General features: G+C 66.6%; 20 protein-coding genes. 7 read left to right on the top strand and 13 right to left on the bottom strand.

Going from position 1 to position 21,990, the window contains the following annotated elements; genetic code table 11:
- Positions 1 to 152 precede the first annotated feature (152 nt).
- A complete protein-coding gene (gene coaBC, locus CK620_RS10745) occupies positions 153 to 1,427 on the bottom strand; it encodes a bifunctional phosphopantothenoylcysteine decarboxylase/phosphopantothenate--cysteine ligase CoaBC (RefSeq protein ID WP_095550287.1) in 1,275 nt (424 codons plus the stop codon).
- 97 nt (positions 1,428 to 1,524) lie between these two features.
- Between coaBC and dnaQ the strand changes: the two genes are divergently transcribed.
- Entirely contained in the window at positions 1,525 to 2,247 is a 723-nt protein-coding gene (dnaQ, locus tag CK620_RS10740) for a DNA polymerase III subunit epsilon (RefSeq protein ID WP_095550350.1), read from the top strand.
- 36 nt (positions 2,248 to 2,283) lie between these two features.
- Here the strand turns inward: dnaQ and ppsR are convergent, their stop codons facing one another.
- The gene (ppsR, locus tag CK620_RS10735) at positions 2,284 to 3,108 is read right to left on the bottom strand and encodes a posphoenolpyruvate synthetase regulatory kinase/phosphorylase PpsR (RefSeq protein ID WP_095538448.1); all 825 of its coding nucleotides are present in this window, start codon (positions 3,106 to 3,108) and stop codon (positions 2,284 to 2,286) included.
- A 373-nt stretch (positions 3,109 to 3,481) separates the two neighbouring features.
- Positions 3,482 to 5,158 (bottom strand): long-chain-fatty-acid--CoA ligase, encoded by a 1,677-nt coding sequence (locus CK620_RS10730; RefSeq protein ID WP_095550286.1) that lies wholly within the window; start codon positions 5,156 to 5,158, stop codon positions 3,482 to 3,484.
- A 174-nt stretch (positions 5,159 to 5,332) separates the two neighbouring features.
- Here CK620_RS10730 and CK620_RS10725 point away from each other — a divergent pair, with 174 nt between their 5' ends.
- Positions 5,333 to 5,854, top strand: a complete 522-nt coding sequence (locus CK620_RS10725; RefSeq protein ID WP_179290633.1) for a phosphatidylglycerophosphatase A family protein — start codon at positions 5,333 to 5,335, stop codon at positions 5,852 to 5,854.
- A gap of 49 nt (positions 5,855 to 5,903) precedes the next feature.
- Positions 5,904 to 6,389 (top strand): CinA family protein, encoded by a 486-nt coding sequence (locus CK620_RS10720; RefSeq protein ID WP_095550284.1) that lies wholly within the window; start codon positions 5,904 to 5,906, stop codon positions 6,387 to 6,389.
- Positions 6,390 to 6,505: 116 nt separating this feature from the next.
- Here the strand turns inward: CK620_RS10720 and CK620_RS10715 are convergent, their stop codons facing one another.
- The 10 genes from CK620_RS10715 to hisB all read right to left on the bottom strand — a co-directional run bounded on the left by CK620_RS10715 (position 6,506) and on the right by hisB (position 14,369).
- Complete coding sequence (locus CK620_RS10715) at positions 6,506 to 7,603, bottom strand: NAD(P)-dependent alcohol dehydrogenase (RefSeq protein ID WP_095542361.1); 1,098 nt, start codon at positions 7,601 to 7,603, stop codon at positions 6,506 to 6,508.
- Positions 7,604 to 7,765: 162 nt separating this feature from the next.
- On the bottom strand, positions 7,766 to 8,308 hold the full coding sequence (locus tag CK620_RS10710) for an NAD(P)H-dependent oxidoreductase (protein ID WP_095550283.1): 543 nt from the start codon (positions 8,306 to 8,308) through the stop codon (positions 7,766 to 7,768).
- Between the two features lie 47 nt (positions 8,309 to 8,355).
- On the bottom strand, positions 8,356 to 8,736 hold the full coding sequence (locus CK620_RS10705; RefSeq protein WP_420894226.1) for a phosphoribosyl-ATP diphosphatase: 381 nt from the start codon (positions 8,734 to 8,736) through the stop codon (positions 8,356 to 8,358).
- Complete coding sequence (gene hisI / locus CK620_RS10700) at positions 8,733 to 9,188, bottom strand: phosphoribosyl-AMP cyclohydrolase (RefSeq protein ID WP_095550281.1); 456 nt, start codon at positions 9,186 to 9,188, stop codon at positions 8,733 to 8,735. The genes CK620_RS10705 and hisI overlap by 4 nt, the downstream gene beginning before the upstream one ends.
- Positions 9,185 to 9,535: an avidin-fold protein gene (locus tag CK620_RS10695; RefSeq protein ID WP_095550280.1), complete on the bottom strand. Its 351-nt coding sequence runs from the start codon at positions 9,533 to 9,535 to the stop codon at positions 9,185 to 9,187. The genes hisI and CK620_RS10695 overlap by 4 nt, the downstream gene beginning before the upstream one ends.
- 100 nt (positions 9,536 to 9,635) lie before the next feature.
- Complete coding sequence (gene hisF, locus CK620_RS10690) at positions 9,636 to 10,436, bottom strand: imidazole glycerol phosphate synthase subunit HisF (RefSeq protein WP_095550279.1); 801 nt, start codon at positions 10,434 to 10,436, stop codon at positions 9,636 to 9,638.
- Positions 10,437 to 10,479: 43 nt separating this feature from the next.
- Entirely contained in the window at positions 10,480 to 11,241 is a 762-nt protein-coding gene (gene hisA, locus CK620_RS10685; RefSeq protein WP_095550278.1) for a 1-(5-phosphoribosyl)-5-[(5-phosphoribosylamino)methylideneamino]imidazole-4-carboxamide isomerase, read from the bottom strand.
- 77 nt (positions 11,242 to 11,318) lie between these two features.
- Positions 11,319 to 11,984, bottom strand: coding sequence for an imidazole glycerol phosphate synthase subunit HisH (gene hisH, locus CK620_RS10680; protein ID WP_095550277.1), 666 nt, complete (start codon positions 11,982 to 11,984; stop codon positions 11,319 to 11,321).
- 72 nt (positions 11,985 to 12,056) lie between these two features.
- Complete coding sequence (locus CK620_RS10675) at positions 12,057 to 13,673, bottom strand: hypothetical protein (RefSeq protein WP_095550276.1); 1,617 nt, start codon at positions 13,671 to 13,673, stop codon at positions 12,057 to 12,059.
- Positions 13,674 to 13,736: 63 nt separating this feature from the next.
- Entirely contained in the window at positions 13,737 to 14,369 is a 633-nt protein-coding gene (hisB, locus tag CK620_RS10670; RefSeq protein ID WP_095550275.1) for an imidazoleglycerol-phosphate dehydratase HisB, read from the bottom strand.
- A gap of 486 nt (positions 14,370 to 14,855) precedes the next feature.
- Here hisB and CK620_RS10665 point away from each other — a divergent pair, with 486 nt between their 5' ends.
- From CK620_RS10665 to CK620_RS10650, 4 genes are all read left to right on the top strand, one after another.
- Positions 14,856 to 16,634 carry a hypothetical protein gene (locus tag CK620_RS10665; protein WP_095550274.1) on the top strand — a complete coding sequence of 593 codons (1,779 nt, stop codon included), beginning with the start codon at positions 14,856 to 14,858 and terminating at the stop codon, positions 16,632 to 16,634.
- Positions 16,635 to 16,704: 70 nt separating this feature from the next.
- Positions 16,705 to 18,504, top strand: coding sequence for a hypothetical protein (locus CK620_RS10660; RefSeq protein ID WP_095550273.1), 1,800 nt, complete (start codon positions 16,705 to 16,707; stop codon positions 18,502 to 18,504).
- A 76-nt stretch (positions 18,505 to 18,580) separates the two neighbouring features.
- Positions 18,581 to 19,864, top strand: a complete 1,284-nt coding sequence (locus tag CK620_RS10655; RefSeq protein ID WP_095550272.1) for a phospholipase A — start codon at positions 18,581 to 18,583, stop codon at positions 19,862 to 19,864.
- A gap of 219 nt (positions 19,865 to 20,083) precedes the next feature.
- Positions 20,084 to 21,955 carry a hypothetical protein gene (locus tag CK620_RS10650; RefSeq protein WP_095550271.1) on the top strand — a complete coding sequence of 624 codons (1,872 nt, stop codon included), beginning with the start codon at positions 20,084 to 20,086 and terminating at the stop codon, positions 21,953 to 21,955.
- Positions 21,956 to 21,990: the final 35 nt, after the last annotated feature.

The raw sequence follows: 21,990 nt of genomic DNA, 5'->3' as shown, positions 1-21,990 counted from the left end.
CCATTCATCACAAAAAAGGCGCAAGGCTTTGCCAGCGAAAAGCCTGTGCGTCCGGGAAAGTCCGCGTGCTTCAAAAAACAGCTGTCTTTGCAAGCCGGGACGTTGCATTCATCGTGGTGTGCTGGCCGTGGCCGAGCGCCTGCCCATGCCATTCAATTCACTGGATGGCCCGGCAGGCGGCGAGCAATTTCCTGCACCAACTGCCGCGCCAGCACGCGCTTGCTGGCTGTCGGCAGGCGCTGGTGGCCGTGTTCGTCAAACAGGGTGATGGTGTTGTCGTCCTGACCAAAAGTATTGGGGCCAATGTTGCCCACCAGCAGGGGCACGCCCTTGCGCTGGCGCTTGGCGCTGGCGTGGGCCAGCAGGTCTTCGCTCTCGGCGGCAAAGCCCACGCAGTACAACAGGCCCTGGCGCGCGCGGTCGCTGCGTGCGATGCTGGCGAGGATGTCCGGGTTCTCGGTGAACTGCAGCGCCGGCATGGCGCCATCGGCGCGCTTCTTGATCTTCTGCTCGGCCACCTCGGCAGGCCGCCAATCGGCCACAGCCGCCGTGGCGATGAACACATCGGCCGTTTGCGCCTGGGCAGTGGCGGCATCGAGCATTTGCCGCGCCGATTGCACGTCGATGCGCGAGACGCCATGGGGCGTCTGAAGCGCCACCGGGCCGCTGACCAGCGTCACCTGCGCGCCAGCCTCCCAAGCGGCCTGGGCGATGGCGTAGCCCATCTTGCCGCTGGAGCGGTTGGTCAGGCCGCGCACCGGGTCGATGGCCTCAAAAGTTGGCCCAGCCGTGACCAGCACGCGCCGGCCAGCCAGCGCCTTGGGGGTGAAGTGGGCCGCAAGCTCCTGCAGCAGCTGCCAAGGCTCCAGCATCCGGCCGTCGCCGTACTCACCGCAGGCCTGCTCGCCATGGCCCACGCCCAGCAGCAGTGCGCCATCCTGGGCGATCTGCGCCAAGTTGCGCTGGGTGCTGGGGTGCAACCACATCTCTCGGTTCATCGCCGGCGCCACCAGCAGCGGCACCCGCTCGATCGGGCGCGCCAGGCACATCAGGCTGAGCAACTCATCGGCGCGGCCCTGCGCCAGGCGGGCGATGAAATCGGCGCTGCACGGCGCCAGCAGCATGGCATCGGCTTCGCGGCTGAGGTTGATGTGCGCCATGTTGTTGGGCTGGCGCGCATCCCACTGCGAGCAATACACCGCCCGGCCCGAGAGCGCCTGCATGGTCACGGGGGTGATGAACTCACAGGCGGCCTCGGTCATGACCACCTGCACGCTGGCCCCGGCTTTGATGAGCAAGCGGCACAACTCGGCGGCCTTGTAGCAAGCCACCCCGCCCGTCAGGCCCAGGAGCAGGTGTTTGCCGTGCAGCGGCGATTCGTGCGTCGGCGCGGCAGGGTCGGGCAAGGCTGGGGCAGCTGTGGTCATGGCAAGGCAGATGAGAGAAATGGCACAAGCGCCGCATTTTGCCGCCGATGGGACGGCAGATGGTGCTACGCTGGCGGTTTTTGCCGCGATTGTGCCTATGCGTCAAATCATCATGGACACCGAAACCACCGGCCTGTCGGTGGCCGAGGGCGACCGGGTCATCGAACTGGCCTGCGTGGAACTGCAAAACCGCCAGCTCACCGGGCGGCATCTGCACTATTACTTCAAGGTCGATCGCGACAGCCACCCCGATGCGCTGCGCGTGCACGGCATCACGCGCGAATTCCTCAGCGACAAGCCGCGCTTTGACGAATGCGTCGAGCAGTTCCTGGACTTCGTGCGCGATGCGGAAATCATCATCCACAACGCTGCGTTCGACGTGGGCTTTCTGGACAACGAGCTCAAACTGCTGGGCAAGCCCGCGCTGAGCACTTACGTCAGCGCCATCACCGACAGCCTGCTGCTGGCGCGCGAAGCCTTCCCCGGCAAGCGCAATTCGCTCGATGCGCTGTGCGACCGCTTCGAGATCGACAAATCCAACCGCACGCTGCACGGCGCGCTGCTGGATTCGGAGCTGCTGGCCCAGGTTTACCTGCACCTCACGCGCGGGCAGAACGCGCTGCTGACCGAAGATGCCGTGCAAGAGCAGGACAGCCCGGAGCAAGACAGCCAGGTGCGCGTGGATTTCAGCCAGTTGCAGCTGCTGGTGCTCAACGCCAGCGAGCGCGAGCTGGCCGAGCACGAGGCCGTGCTGCAAGGCATCGACAAGGACAGCGACGGCAAGACTGTGTGGCGCCAAACCCAAGCGCCCGCGCATTGAGGCTTTCTTGCCAGCGCCAGCGCAGCGCCGTGGGCATCAGCGCCCGGCCAGGCGCTCGGGCATCAGCTCCTGCAGGATGGTCGTGGAGATTTCCTCGATGGATTTGGTCGTGGTCGAAAGCCAGGCCACGCCGGCGCGGCGCATCATGCTCTCGGCCTCGCTGACTTCCATGCGGCAATTGGCCAGGCTTGCATAGCGCGAGCCTGGGCGGCGCTCGTTGCGGATCTCGCTCAGGCGCTCGGGCTGGATGGTCAGGCCAAACAGCTTCTTCTTCAGCGGCACCAGCGCCGGCGGCAGTTGCTGGCGCTCGAAGTCCTCCGGGATCAGCGGGTAGTTGGCCACCTTCAGCCCGTACTGCATGGCCAGGTACAGGCTGGTGGGCGTTTTGCCGCTGCGGCTGACGCCCACCAGGATCACGTCAGCGCTTTGCAAGTCCATGTTGGACTGGCCATCGTCGTGCGCCAGCGTGTAGTTGATGGCCTCCATGCGGTCGGAGTATTCCTTGCTCTTGCTGATGTCGGTAAAGCGACCTACGCGGTGGTGCGACTTGGCGCCCAGCTCATCTTCGAGCGGCTGCACGAAGCTGCCGAACATGTCCATCACCATGCCCTTGCAGTGCTGCGCGAACACCGCCTGCACGTCGGGGTTGACCAGCGTCGTGAAGACGATGGGCTTTTTGTTCTCCAACTCCAGGCTGTGGTTGATCTGCCGGATGGCCTGGTGGGCCTTGTCCACCGTATCGACGAACGGCAGGCGCTGCTTGCGCACATTCAGGTCGAACTGCGCCAGGATGGCATTGCCAAAGGCCTCGGCAGTAATGCCTGTGCCATCGGAGACGAAATAAGCAGTGCGGTTGGGCATGGTCACGCGTGCAAGTCACAAAGACACAAAGAAAGCGCGATCATAGAGCGTGTTATGCACTTTCCGCCCCCCTCCGCGAGAGCGCCCCGGCGTGTGCAGTGCAAGGCGCCGTTGCCGCCGCAGCCCGGTGGGCTGCAAGGAAACGGCAACGCCGTAATGCGCATGCCGGGGCGCTCTCCCTTCGGGCTGGCCCAAAAACCATGCACTCGCCGCGTTGGCACGCTTGCCAAGGCAGCCAGCCTTGGCGGCGCGCGCCGCCTTGCGATTACACGGTTTTGAGGCCAGCGCGGGGGAGCGCAAAGTGCATAACACGCTCTAGCCGCGCTGCACACCACGCCCGGCGGCTGCGCCATCAGCACGCCGGGCGCTGCTTTCAATCGCGCAGCTCGCGGCGCAGGATCTTGCCCACTGGGGTCTTGGGCAAGGCATCTCGGAACTCCACGTGCTTGGGGCGCTTGTAGTTGGTGAGGTTGTGCTTGGCGTAGTCGCGCACAGCCTCCTCGCTCAGGCCGGGCTCGCGCTTGACGATGACCAGCTTGATGGCCTCGCCAGTTTTCTCGTCGGGCACGCCAACCACGGCGCACTCGAGCACGCCGGGCATCATGGCAATCACGTCCTCGACCTCGTTGGGGAAGACGTTAAAGCCGCTGACCAGCACCATGTCCTTCTTGCGATCGACGATGCGCACATAGCCCTGCTCGTTCATGACGCCGATGTCGCCAGAGCGAAAGAACCCATCGGCAGTCATGACCTTGGCGGTCTCGTCCGGGCGCTGCCAATAGCCTTGCATGACCTGCGGGCCCTTGATGGCGATCTCGCCGGGCGTGCCCAGCGGCACTTCGTTGCCCTCGTCGTCCAGGCACTTGATCTCGGTGCTGGGCAGCGGCAGGCCGATGGTGCCGTTGAACTCGCGGTTCGTCACCGGGTTGCAGGTGGCGCAGGGGCTGGTCTCCGAGAGGCCATAGCCCTCGCAGATCGGGCTGCCGGTCTTCTCCAGCCAGAGCTTGGCCACCGCGCCCTGCACAGCCATGCCGCCGCCCAGCGACATCTTCAGATTGCTCCAGTCCACGGTGTTGAAGTTCGGGTGGTGCAGCAGGCCATTGAACAAGGTGTTGACGGCCGGGAAGGAATGGAAAGTGTGCTTGGCCAGCTCCTTGAGCACGCTGTCCAGATCGCGCGGGTTGGGCAGCAGGATGTTCTTCGAGCCGTTGCGCAGGCCCAGCATCATGTTCACCGTGAAGGCGAAGATGTGGTAGAGCGGCAGCGCGCACACCAGGGTGGGTTGCTGCTCCTTGGGAATCAGCCCCATGACCGGCTCGTTCCAAACGGCCGATTGCAGGATGTTGGCAATGATGTTGCGGTGCGTGAGCACGGCGCCCTTGCTCACGCCAGTGGTGCCGCCGGTGTACTGCAGCACGGCGATGTCACTGGACTGCACGGCCACCGGCGCCAGCGTGCGGCCCTGACCAATTCTCAACGCCTCGTTGAAGCGCACCGCACCGGGCAAATCGAAAGCCGGCACCAGCTTTTTGACATTGCGCACCACGTAATTGACCAGCGCCCCCTTGAGCAGGCCCAGGCTGTCGCCCATGCTGGTGAGCACGATGTGCTTGACGGGCGTCTTGGCCAGACACTGCTGCAAAGTCTGCGCGAAGTTTTCGATGATGACGATGGCCGTCGCGCCCGAGTCATTGAGCTGATGCTCCAGCTCGCGCGCCGTGTACAGCGGGTTGACGTTGACCAGCACCAGCCCGGCGCGCAGCACGCCGATCACTGCCACCGGGTACTGCACCACGTTGGGCATCATCACCGCCACGCGGTCGCCCTTTTTCAGCCCCAGTCCCTGCAAGTAGGCGGCAAAGGCCGCGCTCTGGGCGTCGATCTCGCCAAAGTTGAACTCCTTGCCCATGTAGCTGTAGCAGGCCTTGTCGCGAAAGGCCTGCATGCTCTCGTCGATGAGTTGGTTCAACGACTGATACTGATCCGGGTCGATTTCGGCGGGTACACCAGGGGGGTAGGCATCCAACCAAGGGCGCTGCTGCTGGTTCATTGCTGTGACTCCTTTCATCATTGTTGTGGCTGCGCTCCCTGCGCCCTGCGCCGCAAGGCGGGGAAACACGGCAAATCATAGCCAGAGGGCCATGCCTGCATGGAGCACCAACAGTCCGGGCAGCATTTGCCGCTACCATCGGTGGCCCATGCGTTTGCGATCCAAAGTATTGTCATGTCTTCCACGTCCCGCACCACCTCCGTGTTTCCCCTTGGCGACAAGCTGAGCGCACGCCTGGCGCGCGCCATTGCGCTGGGCCTGGGCTGCGGGCGCATCCCCGTCTCGCCGGGCACCATGGGCACGCTGGCAGCCTGGTTGAGTTATGCGCTGCTGCTCGCGCGCGCGCCCGATGCCCTGCTGGCCTGGTTCTTCGTGGCGGCCCTGCTGATCGGCTGGTGGGCCTGCGAGCGCACCGCCCGCATGCTCGGCAGCGAGGACCCGGGCTGCATCGTCTGGGACGAAATCCTGGCCTTCTGGCTGGTGCTCTGGGTGCTGGGCCCCAGCAGCTTCTGGCTGCAGCTGCTGGCCTTCGGGCTGTTTCGCTTCTTCGACATCGTCAAGCCCCAGCCCGTGCGCTGGGCCGATCGCGCATTCAAGGGCCACGGCTGGCGCGGCGCCTGGGGCATCCTGTGGGACGACCTGGTCGCTGCCTTCTGCACCCTGCTGGTGCTGGCGCTGGGCGTGCACTGGTTTTGAAGCTGGTTTTGCCCCCTGATGTTTTGACTTCTGAGCCGAGCCCGACGCCATGAACGCCACCGACCCCATCTTGCACGCACAACTGCAGGCCCTGGCCGAGCACCTGCTGCGCAGCGGCCGCATGCTGGTCACGGCCGAGAGCTGCACCGGCGGCCTGCTGGCCGCGGCCTGTACCGAGCTGCCAGGCTCCAGCCGCTGGTTCGAGCGCGGCCTGGTGACCTACTCCAACGTCGCCAAGCAGCAACTGCTGGGCGTGCCCGCAGCCTTGATCGAGCGCGAAGGCGCAGTCAGCCAGGCCGTCGCCCTGGCCATGGCGCACGGCGCGCTGGCCCATACCCCGGCGCAGCTGAGCGTGGCCATCACCGGCATTGCCGGCCCCGATGGCGGCAGCCCCGCCAAGCCCGTGGGCACAGTCTGGTTCGCCTGGGGCAACGGCCAGACCTTGCAGGCCCAGCGCTGCCAGTTCGAAGGTGACCGCACCGCCATCCGTCAGGCCGCCATGCGCCACGCCCTGGCCCGGCTGCTGGAGTTCTGAGAGCCTGTTCAAAAGCACAGGTTCACGCCACGCCTGCCATGCAAAAAGGGCCCGAATCGGGCCCTTTGCTGGTTGTGCGCCGCGCGCCGCAAAGCGCGCGTCCAAACTTGCTGACGTCAGGGTTTGATGGCGATCTTCAGCACGCCGTCGCGCTGGTGCATGAACAGATCGTAAGCCTCGGCGATGTCTTCGAGCTTGCGCGTGTGCGTCACCAGCGGGCTGAGATCCACGCGGCCCGATTCGATCACCGCCATCAGGCGGCGCATGCGTTCCTTGCCGCCAGGGCACAGTGCGGTGTTGATCTTGTGGTCTCCCAAGCCGGCGCCGAATGGCCCCAATGGAATGCGCAGGTCTTCGGAGTACACGCCCAGGCTGGAGAGCGTGCCGCCGGGCTTGAGCATGCGCAGCGCCTGCTCGAAGGTGGTTTGCAGGCCCAGCGCCTCGATGGCCGAATCCACGCCGCGCCCGCCGGTGAGCTTGAGCACCTCGTCCACCACGTCGAGCTTGCGGAAGTTCAGCGTCACGTCCGCGCCCATGCGCTTGGCCACGGCCAGGCGTTCGTCGTTGCCGTCGATGGCAATGATGGTCGTGGCGCCCTTCAGGCGCGCGCCAGCGGTGGCGCACAGGCCAATGGGGCCCTGGGCGATCACGGCCACGGTATCGCCAATGCGGATGTTGGCGTTTTCGGCGCCAACGAAGCCGGTGGACATGATGTCCGGGCACATCAGCACCTGCTCGTCGCTCAGGCCGTCGGGCACGGGCGCGAGGTTGCCCTCGGCATCGGGCACCAGCACGTATTCGGCCTGGGTGCCGTCGATCAAATTGCCAAAGCGCCAGCCGGCGGTGAGCTTGTAGCCGTGGCAGCCGCAGCGGCCGCTGGCTGCAAGATAGCTGCCATCCTGCGAGGGCACGCCATCCTGCGCGGCGTAGGAGTTGAAGTTCGGGCAGATGGCGCCGGCGATGACGCGCTGGCCTTCGCGGTAGCCCTTGACGGCGCTGCCGAGCTTTTCGATCACGCCCACCGGCTCATGGCCAACCGTCAGGCCCTTCTCGACCGGGTATTCGCCCTTGAGGATGTGCACATCCGTGCCACAGATGGTGGTGGTCGTGATGCGGATCAGGGCATCGTTGGGGCCCACGTCCGGGATGGGTTTGTCGACCACTTCGATGCGCCCGGGCTCGACGAACACGGCGGCTTTCATCATGGCTGGCATGGCATGACCTTTCTGTCAAAAAAACAAGGCAACACGGGCCGCGCCACGGCAGCGCGGCCCGCCAGGGGAAAGGTCCATTATGGGCAGCCGCAGGCTGCGCCAGGGTAGATGCCGAGTGCCAGGCCAGGCCCTTCTTGACAGGCGCTCAGCAAACCTGTGCGCTCATGCCAGCCATTGCTGCACGGCCTGCTGCAGCTCCTCGCGCGTGGCCTCATTGGGCTGGCCCTCGGGGAAGCGCTCGTAGAAACCGCCCAGACTGCAGGTGACGACCCGGGATGCGCCTTGCCAGGGCAGCAACTTGGCCAGATGGGCCAGATTGCTGGCGCCGCCGTTGGCGCCGCCTGAGGTGCTCAGCAGCAGCACCTGTTTGCCTTCGAGCATTTTCTGCGGCTGGTGGCGGGCGTAGCGCGAAGTCCAGTCCAGCAGATTCTTGAACGCCGCCGGCACGGAGCCATTGTGCTCGGGGCAGGCAATGGCCAGCGCGTCGTGCGCGGCCAGCAGCGCATAGAAGGCCTGGGCCGGCTCGGGGTAGCCTTGTTCGCGCTCGCGGTCCAGGCTCAGCAGGGGCAGCTCGTACTCGCGCATGCTTTGGCGCTCGATGGGCTGTTGGCCCTGGGCCTGCAGCAGTTGCTGCACGGCATCGAGCACCTTGTCGTGAATGGATTGGGAACTGTTGCTGGCGTTGAAGAGCAGGATGGATGGCATGTGGGTTGGTTCCTTGGGAAAAAATGAATGGGGCGCAGGCGCGCTGCTCAGCCCTGTGCGCGGGCGGCCTTCTCGGCCAGTCCGCTGAGGCCTTCGCGCCGCGCCAGCTCGCGCAGCACGTCGCTGGCGTCCAGATCGAAGTGCGCCAGCGCCACCAGGGTGTGAAACCACAGGTCGGCCACTTCATAGACCAGCGCCTGCTTCGGCTTGGCGCCGCTGGCCAGGTCCTTGGCGGCCATGACGACTTCGGCGGCCTCCTCGCCGATTTTTTTCAAAAAGGCGTCGGGCGCCTTGCCTTCGGCCAGCAGGCGCGCGACGTAGCTGCGCTCAGGGTCGCCGCCGCGCTGGGGCTTGCGCGATTGGAAAACTTCGGCCAGATGGGCAAACAAAGCGTCCGCGGATGGGGTGTCGGTCATGGTGTGGCTCAGGGGTTGTAGATGCGCAGCGGGTCTTTCAGCACAGGCTCGACGGCCTGCCATTGCGGGCTGGGCGAGGCGGGGTTTTCCAGCCGTTGGTAAAAGCAGCTGTGGCGCCCGGTGTGGCAGGCGATGGAGGGCTGGTGGCCGTGCTGGGTGATGGTCAACAAGATGACGTCGTTGTCGCAGTCGGTGCGGATGGCGTGCACGGTCTGAAAGTGGCCCGACTCCTCGCCCTTGTGCCAGAGCTTGCCGCGCGAGCGGCTGTAGTAGACGGCCTGGCCTTTTTGCGCCGTCTGGCGCAGGGCCTCGCGGTTCATCCAGGCGACCATGAGGATGTCGCCCGTGTCTTTTTCCTGGGCGATGGCGGGGATCAGGCCATTGGCGTCCCAGGCGATGGCGTCCAGCCAGGCGTCGTCGCTGGCGGGGGCTTCTGGGGCGTCCGCAGGGGGGACTTCGCTCATTGGCTGACCTCTTCAATCATGGATTGGCCGCTGCTGCCGTCGCCGCTGAGCCATTGCCATTGCTCGTGAAAGCGCAAGCGGCCATCGGGCAGGCGCTCGGGGGTGGACAGGCATTGACCGAGCATGAACTGGCCTGCGCTGTTGAGGTGGTGGTAGCGCATGTCCAGGCGGCCATCGGGCAGCATGCGCGCCATGAGCTGGCCGCAGCGCACCTGCCCGCCCTCGTAGTGGGCGGTGACGATGTCGCCCTGCTGGCGGTAGTGAAAGCGGGCTTGCCCGTCCACTTCGCCATTGGGCGTGTTGCTGACGGAGCGAAAGGTTTTGCCATCAAGGCTGTAGGGAGGCATGGGGATCTCGCGGTATGTTGGATTTTGGGGATTTAGAGCCTGTGATGCACTTTGCTATCCCTTGGGGCCAGCGCGGGGGGCGAAAAGTGCATCACACGCTCTAAAGCCGCACGGGGATGCCGCGCGCGGCCATGTGGCGTTTGGCCTGCTCGATGGTGTAGGTGCCGAAGTGGAAGATGCTGGCGGCCAGCACGGCATCGGCGCCGCCGGCGGTGATGCCGTCGGCCAGGTGTTCGAGCGTGCCCACGCCGCCGCTGGCGATGACGGGCACGGGCACGGCATCGGCCACGGCGCGGGTGAGTTCGAGGTCGAAGCCGCTTTGCGTGCCGTCGCGGTCCATGCTGGTGAGCAGGATTTCGCCCGCGCCGCGCCGGGCCATCTCGCGCGCCCAGGCCAGTGCGTCCAGGCCAGTGTCCTTGCGGCCGCCGTGGCTGTAGACGTTCCAGCCCGGCCCCAGCGGCTGGCCGTCTGCGCCCAGGGCCTGCTCAGCCTCGGCGTTGCGGCGCTTGGCGTCGATGGCCACGACGATGCATTGCGCGCCGTATTTGTCCGAGGCCTGGTCGATGACTTCGGGCGTGGCGATGGCCGCGGAGTTGAAGCTGACCTTGTCGGCCCCGGCATTGAGCAGGCGGCGCACGTCGGCCACGCTGCGCACGCCGCCGCCCACGGTCAGCGGGATGAAGACCTGCGAGGCCACGGCCTCGATGATGGGCAGGATCAGGTCGCGCCCATCGCTGGTGGCGGTGATGTCCAGAAAGGTCAGTTCGTCGGCGCCTTGCTCGTTGTAGCGCGCGGCGATCTCCACGGGATCGCCCGCGTCGCGCAACTCGACGAAGTTCACGCCCTTGACGACGCGCCCGCCGGTCACGTCCAGGCAGGGGATGATGCGTTTGGCCAGCATGGCTGGGCTCCTGTCAGTTCAATGTGCTCGGCCTGAACCGATCTTACTCGGCCGGATCGCCCTCGCCGTCCTCGAATTCGTCCACGCGCGCCTGGGCGCTGGCGAAGTCCAGATCCCCGGTGTAGATGGCGCGGCCGCAAATCACGCCTTCGATGCCTTCGTCCTGCACCTGCAGCAGCCGCTCGATGTCGTCCATGCCCTTGAGACCGCCGCTGGCGATGATGGGGATGTCCACGGCCTGGGCCAGGCGCACGGTGGCGTCGATGTTGATGCCGCTGAGCATGCCGTCGCGGCCAATATCGGTGTAGATGATGGACTCCACGCCGTAGTCCTCGAACTTGCGCGCCAGCTCGATCACGTCCACGCCGGTGACCTTGCTCCAGCCATCGGTGGCGACTTTGCCATCCTTGGCGTCCAGCCCGACGATGATGTGGCCGCCGAAGGCGCTGCAGGCATCGCGCAAAAAGCCGGGGTTCTTCACCGCCGCCGTGCCGATGATGACGTACTGGATGCCACTGTCGATGTACTGCTCGATGGTGTCCAGATCGCGGATGCCGCCGCCCAGCTGCACCGGCACCTGGCCGTCCACTTCCTTGAGGATGGCCTTGATGGCCGCCAGGTTCTTGGGCTTGCCGGCAAAGGCGCCGTTGAGGTCCACCAGGTGCAGGCGGCGCGCGCCCGCGTCCAGCCAGCGCTGGGCCACGAGCTGCGGCTGCTCGCCAAAGGTGGTCGATTGGTCCATGTCGCCCTGCACAAGGCGCACGCAATGCCCGTCTTTGAGGTCAATGGCTGGAATCAACAGCATGGCAGATCAGAAAAAAAGCGATGTGTGCGCCTGGCGCACGGGGTTGAAGGAAGGGGAAGGGAAGGGAAAAGGGCTGCTCACGGCTGCCAGTGCAGAAAGTTGCGGTACAGGGCAATGCCTTGGTCCGCGCTTTTCTCCGGGTGGAACTGGGTGGCAAACAGGTTCTCGCGCGCGATGGCCGCGGTGAACCAACCGCCGTAATCGGCCTGACCGGCACAGTGCTCGGGCTGCTGCAGCTGGGCATGGTAGCTGTGCACAAAGTAGTACCAGCTGCCATCGGCAATGCCAGCCCACATCGGGTGCTCGGCATGGTCTTTCGGGCGGTACACGCGGTTCCAGCCCATTTGCGGGATCTTGAAGCGGCTGCCATCGGGCTGGCGTTGCCCATCCAGGGCAAAGCGCCGCACGCGCCCGGGCAGCAGGCCCAGCGCCGGCGTGCCGCCGCCCTCATCGCTGTGCTCCAGCAGCATTTGCATGCCCACGCAGACGCCAAACAGCGGCTTGCTGCGCGCGGCCTGCAACACGGCTTCATACAGGCCCGACTCGTGCAGCTGGCGCATGCAGTCGGCCATGGCGCCCTGCCCTGGCAGGACGATGCGCGCAGCCTGCGCGACCACGGCTGGATCGCGCGTGAGCACGACGCGCCAATCGGTGTCGGCCGCGGCATGGCAGGCCGCCTGCCAGACCGAGCGCAGGTTGCCGCTGCCGTAATCGACGACGGCCAGGGTGTGACTGGGTTTCATGGTGCTCGAAACGGTGTTGTGACGCCTGGCAGGCGCCGGGCCATGGCCGACGCAAGCAGACGCTGAGAGAAATTACTGACTGTAGGTCGTGCCATTGATGGTGATGTGCTGCTCGCCCTCGCCCCAGAAGAAGAACAGGCTGCGCGTGCTCTGGCCGTCGGGGTAGCGACGCTCCAGGGTGTAGCCGTCCAGGCGGTACTGCACCGGGCGCTCGTCGCTGCGGTCGGAGGCGACGTTGGCGCTGAAGGTGCCGCTGTTCATCGCCGTGGTACCGCCGCGCATGCTGGAGCTGCTGCCCAGCGTGCCGTCGCGCTTGAAGTACAGCGTGTCCTTGAAGGCGTAGCCGCTGGTGTAGATGTTGCCGTGGTAGCTGGAGGCGGTGTAGGCACCGTGCAGGCGCTGATCGGCGCGGGCCGGGCGCGCCGGTGTGCCCGGCGCATCCTCCCAAGTATCGACCTTCTCCAACTGGTACTGCCCGCGCTGCTTGCGCCAGCGCCGCCACTTCCCCGGCTCATTGGCTCGCGAGGCGCGCACGTCCAGATCGGCCGGCGGCACGCGCAGCCCGGCGTAGGCCCAGCCGTCCTTGAGCAGCAGCAAGTGCTCCTCCTCCAAGCGCATGCCCAGGCTGTCGTTGACGAACTCGGCGCTGTGCAGGATGGCCTCGATCTGGCCAGGCTGCACGCCCTGCCCGGGCGGGGTAACCCATTTGAAGCGCCGCTCCTCGGCCTGGGCGGCGGCCTCCTCGCTGGGCGAGGGCGAGGCGCTGGGGCCGACGTGGCGGCAGGTCGTGCCCTCGCCCTCGTCCAGATCCTCGCCCCGGATGTAGGCCCGGCCCTGGCGATCCTTGAAGTACACCGACACCATCTGCACCTGGCCGCGGTATTCGAAATTCAGCAGATGGATTTTCTCGTCAATGTTCACCGTGCCCTTGTCCGGGTGGTAGCTGAAGCGGCCCGTCTTCAGGCGGCTCATGCTGCTGCGCAGCTCTTTGTTCGGGTACAGCTCCAGCGTCACCTCGTAGGGGTGGCGGCCGTTTTCGACCTGGCAGCGGTATTGGCCAAAGGTGAACGCGCCGCCGATGGTGGCGCCGTCGGCGGCCAGGCCGGCGTAGCTGCGCTCCCGTGTGTGCTCTGGTGTGCGCTCGGGCTTGGTGGGGCTGGCGGGTTCGACAGGGGATGCAGGCGGCGCGGCCAGGCTGGCTGCCCCACCCTGGCTGCTGGGCTGGCCCTCGGCCAATGCGGCGGCCAGCACCTGCGCGCCTTGCTGGCCGTGCTGGGCCAACAAGGTCTCGGACTGCTCGCTGACCAGAAAGACCAGCCTGGCCCGCCCATCGTCCAGCGGCAGGGCCGTGTACGTGGCCACCAGCGCCCGGCCCTGGGCGTCGATGCGGTGCGTGGTGCTCCACAGCGGCGCCTTGTGCTGCAGCGCCTCGCGCGCGGCGATCTTGCCGTAGCCTTGAGAGAGCTGCTCGGCCATGGCCTGCGTCCACTGCTGGGGCGTCTGCCCCTGCATGGGCAGCGGATCGAGCGCCACGACCATGAAAATGCGCTCGCCCAACCCGGCCGGGCTGTAGCTGACGACGCCCTGCTGCTGAGCCTGGCGGCTCCAGCCCGCGGGCAAATCCCATGCCGCCAGGCCAGGCCAGGCGCAGCCGGCCAGCCAGGCAAGAAGAAGCAGGCGTTTGTTCATGGCTGGAGCCACAGACTGCGCGGCTGCGCCTTCACGCCAGCTTGACCGGGCCGCAGGCGGCCATCACAGCACCCCCTTGGTCGAGGGCATGATGCCGGCCATGCGCGCATCGCGCTCGACAGCCTGGCGCAGCGCCCGGCCGAAGGCCTTGAAGGCCGTCTCGGCCTGGTGGTGGGCGTTGATGCCCTTGAGGTTGTCCACGTGCAGCGTGGCCTGCGCGTGGTTGGCAAAGCCCTGGAAGAATTCACAGGCCAGCTGGGTGTCGAACTGGCCGATCATCGCGCTGGTGAAGGGGATGTGGAAGAACAGCCCCGGGCGGCCGGAGAGATCGATCACCACGCGGCTGAGCGCCTCGTCCAGCGGCACGTAGGCGTGGCCATAGCGGCGCAGGCCTTTTTTGTCGCCCACGGCCAGCGCCAGCGCCTGGCCCAGCGCAATGCCCACGTCCTCGACCGTGTGGTGGCCGTCGATGTGCAAATCGCCCTCGCAATGCACGTCCAGATCCATCATGCCGTGGCGGGCCACCTGATCGAGCATGTGATCGAAAAAGCCAATGCCGGTACGCAGATTGGATACGCCCCGGCCATCGAGGTTGATGCGCACGTGGATGCGGGTCTCCGCCGTGTTGCGATTGACTTCGGCAATGCGATCGCCAGGATCGCCAGTTTGCGTGGGGACGAGAGCGGAGGAAGTCATGCCTAGGGCCTGTTCACACTGTGTAAGGAGATCGCGTTGGGGCCGGGCATTGTAAGAGCATCGCGTCAGCCTGCCAGCGAGTCCAGGCCCACTGCGGGCAAACCCCAGTCATGCAAGATTTGTGCAAGCATTGACAACTCTTGTTACGCATGATTGCGTCAGCTTGCATTCCTTTTCGCCATGCGCTCAACCTCAGCCCCAGCGCCGCAATGGCGCTCCGCTATCATTGCGCCCCGACAACAACCTGCAACAACCACCAAGCCAAGCAAAAGACCATTGCCAAAGGCTTTGGGGCCGCGCCACTTGCGTTCCTGGCCCAGCCATGCCCCGAGCGCTGCACCCCATCTCCAATGCCCCTAGAGCGTGTTATGCAGCACGCCCGCCATCACATGTCAATCATTGCCCGGTAGCCACGCACCTGGGTCACGGCCGCAGCCCCATCAGCCAACACATAACACATACATGCCACTTTCCACTGGAGGAATCATGAAAAAAACCACCCTGGCCATCGCCTTGGCCGTTGCCCTGGGCGCCTGCTCCAAGAATGAGGACAGCCCAGAGGTCGGCAAGCAGCAGGCCCAGCCCGCCGCCCCTGCCAAGGCCGACATCCCGCTGGCCTTCGCCCCCAGCACCACCGCCTTCGTGGCCGGCACCATGGAGCCCGCGCCGCAGGCCTACCTCGACACCATCGGCGCCATGGCGCCGCAATTCAAAGCCGGCGTGCTGCAAAGCCTGGAGCGCGCCCGCCAGGCGCTGGCCCAGGAGGAGCAAAACGAGCAGACCGCGCGCGTCAATGCCGTGATGGACTTGCTCAAGGAGCGCCTGCAGCAGCCCGACACCCTGGCCAGCCTGGGCATGAGCATGAAGAGCCTAGGGGCCATCTATGAAATCGGCGGCGCGCCGGTGCTGCGCATGGAGCTGCAGGATGCGGACAAGTTCAGGGCCTTCATCGCCGATGTGGAAACCCGCCTCGGCCAGAAGATGGAGACCGGCGAGCTCAACGGCCAGGCCTACTGGTTCATGCCGCTGGGCGAGCAAGCAGCCCAGGCCGCCCAGCCCGCCCAAGCCGCTGACGCCCAGGTGGCCAACGCCCAGCCGCTGGAGCGCACGCGCCTGGTGGCGGCCATCGTCGGCAAGCACCTGGTGCTGGCCCTCGATCCGCAGCACAGCGCCGCGCCGCTGGCCCAGCTGCTGGGCCTGGAGCGCCCGGCCCAGTCCGTGCTGCAGGCCGGCACCTTGACCGAGCTGCAGAAAGCCTATGGCTACAAGCCCTATGGCGGCAACGTCCTGGTGGACACGCGCCGCGTGCTGGCGCTGCTCACCGAGGGCCAATCCATTTATCCGCCGCCAGCGAACTGGAGCGAGGCCTGCCGCAGCGAATTTGGCGCCCTGGCGGCCAAGGCGCCGCGCCTGGTGGCCGGCGCCACCGAGGTCGATGGCAAGAAAGTGGGCGTGGCCGGCACGCTGGAGCTGGACAAGCCCCTGGCCGGCGAGCTGCAAAAAATCAGCGCCCCCGTGCCGGGCCTGGGCAGCGCCAAGAAGGGCGTGGAATTCGGCTTTGGCGTGAAGATCGACCAGCTGGCCGGCTTCCTGCAGGCCCAGGCCAATGCCGTGCAGACCGCCCCCTACCAGTGCGAGCACCTGCAGCAGCTCAACGAAGGCATGGCCAGCCTCAACCAGAGCATGGCAGGGCTGTATGCCACCTCGGGCTGGCTGACCGGCGCGCGCTTGGTGCTCAACGACATCAACATCGAACAGCAGCTCGTGCGCGGCATGCTGGTCGTGGCCTCGCCCAACCCCATGTCGCTGCTGGGCATGGCCCAGGGCATGATGCCTGAGCTGGCCCAGCTGGGCCTGGAGCCCAACGGCGCAGCCAAGCAGCTGCAATCGCCAATGACGGCCATGGTCAATGGCGGCCAGGATCCGGTCTGGCTGGCCATGACCGACAAGACCCTGGGCCTGGGCATCGGCGCCGATGTCAAGGGCGATCTGGAAGGCGCCCTCAAGGCCAGCGCGCTCTCGCCCGAGCCGCTGTTGTACTACCGCGTCGATGGCGAAACCTATGCCAAGAGCCTGGGCAAGTTCAACGAGCAAATGCTCAACAGCCTGGAGGCCAACTCCAGCGGGGCACAGCAGGCCAACGACATCATGGCGCCGATGATGCAAAGTGTTGCGCAGATCTATCAGTCCATCGACTACGCCTCGGTGCGCTACCACTTCTCCGAGCGCGGCCTGGAGCTGGACCAGATCATCACCTTCAAATAAACACGCGGCCACGGCCCTGCGGCTGCCCCCTGGCCGCAGGGCCCATTTCCTTTTTTTTGGAGACTCCCCCATGAAACGACTCGCCCTCAGCGCCGCCCTGGCCCTGGCGCTGGCCGGTTGCGCCAGCATCGGCGGCCCCGGCAGCAAGAACATCCCACTGGCTTATGCGCCGGCCGACACTGCCTTTGCATTTGGCTCGCTCGAGCGCGCGCCCAAGGGCTACGAGCAGCTCAACCACCGCTGGTTCGAAGTGCTGCGCGCGCACATCACCCCCAGCCTGGAGCGCGCCCTGCAGGTGCTGGCCGAGTCGGACGCCGACCCGGCCAAACTGAAGACCGCCAAGACGCTGCTGGGCCTGATGCAGGAAAAGCTCCACGCCCCCGGCGGCTTTGAAAACCTGGGCATCGACGTCAATGCGCTGCTGGCGCTGTACGAAGTGCAGGCCATGCCCGTGCTGCGCATCGAGCTGGCCGATGCCGACAAATTCAAGGCCTTCATCGCCGAGGCCGAGGCCCGCGCGGGCGAAAAGCTCTCCAGCGCCGAGGTGGACGGCCAGCCCTACTGGTATCTGCAGCCCGAGACCGAAGCCGACGCCTACCTCAAGCCCCGCCTGGTGGCTGCGGTGCAAGGCAAGCACTTGGTGCTGACCATCGACCTGCAGCGCCCCGAGGCGCCGCTGGCGCAGCTGCTGGGCGTGCACAAGCCGGCGCAATCGCTCATCGGCGCGGGCACCATGCAGGCCATCAACAAGCAGTACGAATACCTGCCAGGCGGCATCACCGGCTTTGTCGATGCGCAGCGCCTGGTGGAGTTGCTGAGCGGAGCCAAGGCTGCTGGTGCCGGAACGGCCAGCGCCGCAGCGCAGCCCACCTGGCTGAGCGACAGCCTGCTGAACTACTTTGGCGTGCGCCTGGATGCCAGCTGCCAGAGCGAGCTGCAGGCCGCCGTCAGCAAGACCCCGCGTCTGGTCGGCGGCGCCAAGGTGCTCAGCGACAAGCAGGCGCACTACCACATGCTGCTGGAGATGGACGCAGAGCTGGCCAAGGACTTCAGCGCCCTGCCCGCTCCAGTGCCCGGCCTGGGCACGGTGCGCGGCAATTACACGCTCGGCATCAGCGCCAACCCCAGCGCCGTGGCCAACCTGCTGCAAAAACAGGCCCAGTCCATCCAGGCCTCGCCCTACCGGTGCCAATACCTGGCGCCATTGAATGAGCTGGCGGCAGACGCCAGCGCCCTCATCGCCATGCTGCACGCGGGCTCCAGCTGGGGCCATGGCTTCCGGGTCGATTTCAGCGACCTGAGCCTGCTGATGCAAAGTGCCGACATGCTGCAGGAGACGACGGACATGGGCAAGCTGGGCGGCACCTTGCTGCTGGCCAGCGCCAACCCCAGCGCCATGCTGGGCATGCTGCAAGGCTTCATGCCCGAGCTGGGTCGGGTCGGCCTGCAGCCCGGCGGCCCGGCCAAGCAGTTGCCCGACGAGCTCATCGAAGACCTGGGCATGGGCAACTCCCTGTGGGCCATGGTAGGCCAGCGCGCCATCGGCCTGGCCCTGGGCGATGAGAACAAGGCCACGCTCGAAACCCTGATGCAGGCTCCCACGCCCGCCGTGCCGCCCTTCATGGTCATCGGCGCATCGGGCACGTTCTACAGCCAGCTGCTGCAAGCCTTCTCCGAGGAGGACTTGCAGGACTTGGCCGCCTGGGACTGGGAGGCGGCCTACTATCACATCACCTGGCCGCTGATGGGCGCGCTGCGCAGCATCTATGCGGAAGTGGACTACCTCGAATCGCAATGGCTGATGACCGAGCGCGGCATGGAGTTCACCTACCAGCTCGATTTGCTCGGCGGTCAGGACGTGAAAAGGTAAGCTCCCCACCGACCTGCATCCGACCCACGCTTGCCCAGGCCCTGCCTGGGCAAGTGCGTTTTCATCTGCCAATCCCATGCTCCTGCATCGCCCACCCCGCCCCCTGCCCTGGGCCTTGGCCGCCGGCCTGGGCCTGTCGCTCAGCGCCCCGGCCACGGCACAACAGCCGGCGCAGGCCGCGCCGCCCGCGGCCACCCTCACCGTGCACCACTGGCAGCAGTGCGACCAGCTTCGCCACAGCGATGCCGCGCGCCTGGCCTGCTACGACCAATGGGCTGCGCAGCAGCGCCAGCCCGGCCTGGCCACAGCGCCTGCCGCGCCCGAAAAATCCGCCCCCAGCGCCGCCACGGCAACAGCAACGGCAGTAACGGCCCACGGCGACAGCACCCATGCCACCGCCCAGCCTCAGGCCAGCGGCAGCGGCCTGCGCGCGCCAGCCAGCGCCGATGCGGTGGCGCTGCAGCCGCCGGCCACCGTCGTCGTCAGCGCCAACGATGGCTGCCGCAACCCCGCCTTTGGGCGCACAGCGCGCATGTGGGAGCTGGACGCCGACACCGATTGCGGCAACTTTCGCTTCCGTGGCTATCGGCCGCTGACCATTGGCATCGCCATCGGCGACGCCGTCAATCGCCAGCCGCATTCGCCCGCCCATGCCGACACGCCGCCAGCGCACCAGCCCTACCAGCACCATGAGGCGCAGCTGCAACTGTCGGTGCGCACCAAGCTCGCCAGCCACTTGCTCACGCGCGGGCACCCCACCAAGCGCGATTCACTGTGGTTCGGCTACACGCTCAATGCCCAGTGGCAGGCCTTCAACGGCCAGATCTCGCGCCCGTTTCGCAACACCGACCACGAGCCCGAGTTGATTTACATCTACCCGCTGCTGTGGCAACTGCCCGGCGGCGCGCAGCTCAGCTACGCCGGCCTGGGGCTGAACCACCAATCCAACGGCCAGAGCGACCCGCTCTCGCGCAGCTGGAACCGCTACTACGCCATGTTCGGCATGGAGCTGGGCCCTCGCTGGACGCTGCAGGCCCGGCTCTGGCAGCGCCTGGAGGAAAAGCCCGGCCAGGATGACAACCCCGGCATCAGCCGCCGCATCGGCCGCGCCGAGCTGCTCTCGACCTGGGAGCTCAGCCAGCGCAACACCCTGGCGCTGACGCTGCGCCACCCGCTGCGCGGACAAAACGGCGGCTCGGCGCGGCTGGAGTGGTACCGCACGCTGGGCGAAGGCTTCATGGGCGGCAAAAGCAACCTGCGCCTGCGCACCAGCCTGTTTCACGGCTATGGCGACAGCCTGATCGACTACAACCTCAAGCGCACCACGCTCTCGATCGGCCTGAGCCTGTTGGATTTCTGAACGCCTGCTGAAAGTCTCGTCGGTGCAAGCGGGCCAGAAGCGATTTGAAATGGCTGCAAGGCGCCGCTTTGCACGCATTGCATAGCCACCACAGCCCAGCTCTCTAGGGCGATGCTTTGCAACGCCGCAGGCCGCCCAGATGGGCTCCATTGCCCGCTGTGCGGGGATTTTGAACAGGCCCGAAAAGCTTTTCCATCACCACCCCTCGGAGGACTTCCCATGCCAGCTTGCCACCTTCGCCCCAGTCTGCGCCGCCCGCGCCTGCTGGCCAGCGCCCTGGCCGCCAGCGCGCTGGCGCTGCTGAGCGCCTGCAGCAGCGTGCGCACCGAACACCCGCTGCAATACGCGCCGCAGCACAGCCTGTACGCCGTGGCCAACCTCGAGCCCCCGCCCGAGGCCGCGCAAGCCTTCGATGCGCAGCTGCTGCGCCCGCTGCAGCCCATGTGGGACAGCCTGCTGCAGCTGCTGGCCAAAGATCCGGAAACCACCGAATCGCCCCGCGCCCAGCGCCTGCTGCAATGGCTGCGCGAGGTGGACCGCACCGCCAAGGAGCAAGGCCTCAAAGGCTTTGGCCTGGCCCCCGATGCCTTGTTCGCCCTGTACGAAGTGCAGCTGCGCCCAGTGCTGCGCCTCAGCTTGCATGACGTACCGCGCGCCCGCGCGCAGATTGAACAGCTACTGGCCGCGCTGGAGCTCACCCCGCAAGAACATCAACTCGGTCAGCACGCCAGCTACTGGGCCATCCCGCTGTCCGGCCAGCCGCAGTCCGAGCGGCCGCTGCCGCCCCTGCCGCTGCCCGCCGGGCAGGAGCAAGCCCAGGCTGTGCAGCAGGCCCTGCAAGAACTGCAGCCCCAGCTGCTGCTGGGGCTGATCGGCCAGCACCTGGTGCTGGCCATCGAGCCCGGCAACGGCCCAGCCCTGCCTGCGGCCCGGCTGCTCGGGCTGGAAAAGCCTGCGCAAAACCTCTACCAGGCCAAGACCCTGCACGAAGTCAACCAGCGCCACGGCTTCCTGCCCTACGGCATCACCGCCTGGATGGCCAGCGAGCGGCTGCTGCCGCTGTTCGGCCTGGGCAGCGATGCCCAACTGGCGCAGCAGCGCCGCATCACCACGCTGCCGCCCAGCTGCGCCGCCGACGCCGCCGCGCTGGCCGCCAAACTGCCCGAGCTGGCCAGCGGCATCACCCACTGGGACGCCAAACGCAAGGAGCGGCGCAGCACCGTAGTGCTGGAGCAGGCCCTGCGCCAGGGCCTGGCCGCCCTGCCCGGCCAACTGCCCCAACCCCAAACCGGGCAGAGCGCCGTCAAGCCCCTGCTCGAAATCGGCCTGAGCTTGCGGCTGGACAAGCTCGCCAGCTGGCTGCAGCTGCAGTCCAGCGCCCTGGCCGCCTACCGCAGCGACTGCCTGGCGCTGCAGCCGCTGCAACAACTGGCGCGCCAACCCGATCTGCCCCGCGCCCTGGCCCCGCTGTACGCCATCGGCCCCAATATCCATGGCTTTTACGCCATGCTCACAGGCATGGACTTTGAAAGCATGCTGCGCCAGGGCCCATCACAACAGCCCCAGCCAGAGATCGAAGTGGCCATGCTGTTTCTCAGCGACAACCCGCAGGCCCTGCACTCCTACGCCAGCCTGATCGACAAAGAGCTGGCCCGCCAGCCCCTGCAAGCGGGCGCCGAGCCGCGCCCACTGCCGCCGGGCACGTTCAGCGCTGCGCCCCATCTGCCCGCCTGGCTGGGCCTGGGCCAGGGCGGCGTCGGCCTGGCCGTGGGCCCAAGCGCGTTGCCTGCGCTCAAGCAACTGATGCAGCAGCCGGCCCAGTCACAGGGCACGCTGCTCCAGCTGCGCTACTACGGCAGCCTGCTGGGCGATGGCCTGCTGCGCATCTCGCAGCAGGGATACGAGGAATATCTGCACAAAGCCCAGGAGCAACTGCCCGAGCGCGCAACCGACATCGACGCAAACCAGCAATGGGTAGCGCCCATCTTCAACAGCATGGCCGAGTTCCTGCGCAACCTGCACACCATCGAAAGCCGCCTGGGCATCGGCCCGCTGGGCCTGGACCATTACAGCAGCCTGCAACTGCAATAAGCCGCCAGCCCCCCATCAGCGCCTGTTCAACACCT

Origin of the sequence: Vandammella animalimorsus, from assembly GCF_002285285.1 — a bacterium.
Taxonomy (GTDB): Bacteria; Pseudomonadota; Gammaproteobacteria; order Burkholderiales; family Burkholderiaceae_C; genus Lampropedia; species Lampropedia animalimorsus.
The sequence above is the reverse complement of the archived record's forward strand: the minus strand, read 5'-3'. Positions and strand labels throughout refer to the sequence as shown.

Coding starts and splice junctions, on each gene's coding strand:
- CK620_RS10650 (WP_095550271.1), top strand. CDS start 20,084: ATGCCAGCTTGCCACCTTCGCCCCAGTCTGCGCCGCCCGCGCCTGCTG.
- CK620_RS10710 (WP_095550283.1), bottom strand. CDS start 8,308: ATGCCATCCATCCTGCTCTTCAACGCCAGCAACAGTTCCCAATCCATT.
- CK620_RS10720 (WP_095550284.1), top strand. CDS start 5,904: ATGAACGCCACCGACCCCATCTTGCACGCACAACTGCAGGCCCTGGCC.
- hisB (WP_095550275.1), bottom strand. CDS start 14,369: ATGACTTCCTCCGCTCTCGTCCCCACGCAAACTGGCGATCCTGGCGAT.
- hisF (WP_095550279.1), bottom strand. CDS start 10,436: ATGCTGGCCAAACGCATCATCCCCTGCCTGGACGTGACCGGCGGGCGC.
- dnaQ (WP_095550350.1), top strand. CDS start 1,525: ATGCGTCAAATCATCATGGACACCGAAACCACCGGCCTGTCGGTGGCC.
- coaBC (WP_095550287.1), bottom strand. CDS start 1,427: ATGACCACAGCTGCCCCAGCCTTGCCCGACCCTGCCGCGCCGACGCAC.
- CK620_RS10660 (WP_095550273.1), top strand. CDS start 16,705: ATGAAACGACTCGCCCTCAGCGCCGCCCTGGCCCTGGCGCTGGCCGGT.
- CK620_RS10695 (WP_095550280.1), bottom strand. CDS start 9,535: ATGCCTCCCTACAGCCTTGATGGCAAAACCTTTCGCTCCGTCAGCAAC.
- hisH (WP_095550277.1), bottom strand. CDS start 11,984: ATGAAACCCAGTCACACCCTGGCCGTCGTCGATTACGGCAGCGGCAAC.
- ppsR (WP_095538448.1), bottom strand. CDS start 3,108: ATGCCCAACCGCACTGCTTATTTCGTCTCCGATGGCACAGGCATTACT.
- CK620_RS10665 (WP_095550274.1), top strand. CDS start 14,856: ATGAAAAAAACCACCCTGGCCATCGCCTTGGCCGTTGCCCTGGGCGCC.
- CK620_RS10655 (WP_095550272.1), top strand. CDS start 18,581: ATGCTCCTGCATCGCCCACCCCGCCCCCTGCCCTGGGCCTTGGCCGCC.
- CK620_RS10730 (WP_095550286.1), bottom strand. CDS start 5,158: ATGAACCAGCAGCAGCGCCCTTGGTTGGATGCCTACCCCCCTGGTGTA.
- CK620_RS10715 (WP_095542361.1), bottom strand. CDS start 7,603: ATGCCAGCCATGATGAAAGCCGCCGTGTTCGTCGAGCCCGGGCGCATC.
- CK620_RS10675 (WP_095550276.1), bottom strand. CDS start 13,673: ATGAACAAACGCCTGCTTCTTCTTGCCTGGCTGGCCGGCTGCGCCTGG.
- CK620_RS10725 (WP_179290633.1), top strand. CDS start 5,333: ATGTCTTCCACGTCCCGCACCACCTCCGTGTTTCCCCTTGGCGACAAG.
- hisI (WP_095550281.1), bottom strand. CDS start 9,188: ATGAGCGAAGTCCCCCCTGCGGACGCCCCAGAAGCCCCCGCCAGCGAC.
- hisA (WP_095550278.1), bottom strand. CDS start 11,241: ATGCTGTTGATTCCAGCCATTGACCTCAAAGACGGGCATTGCGTGCGC.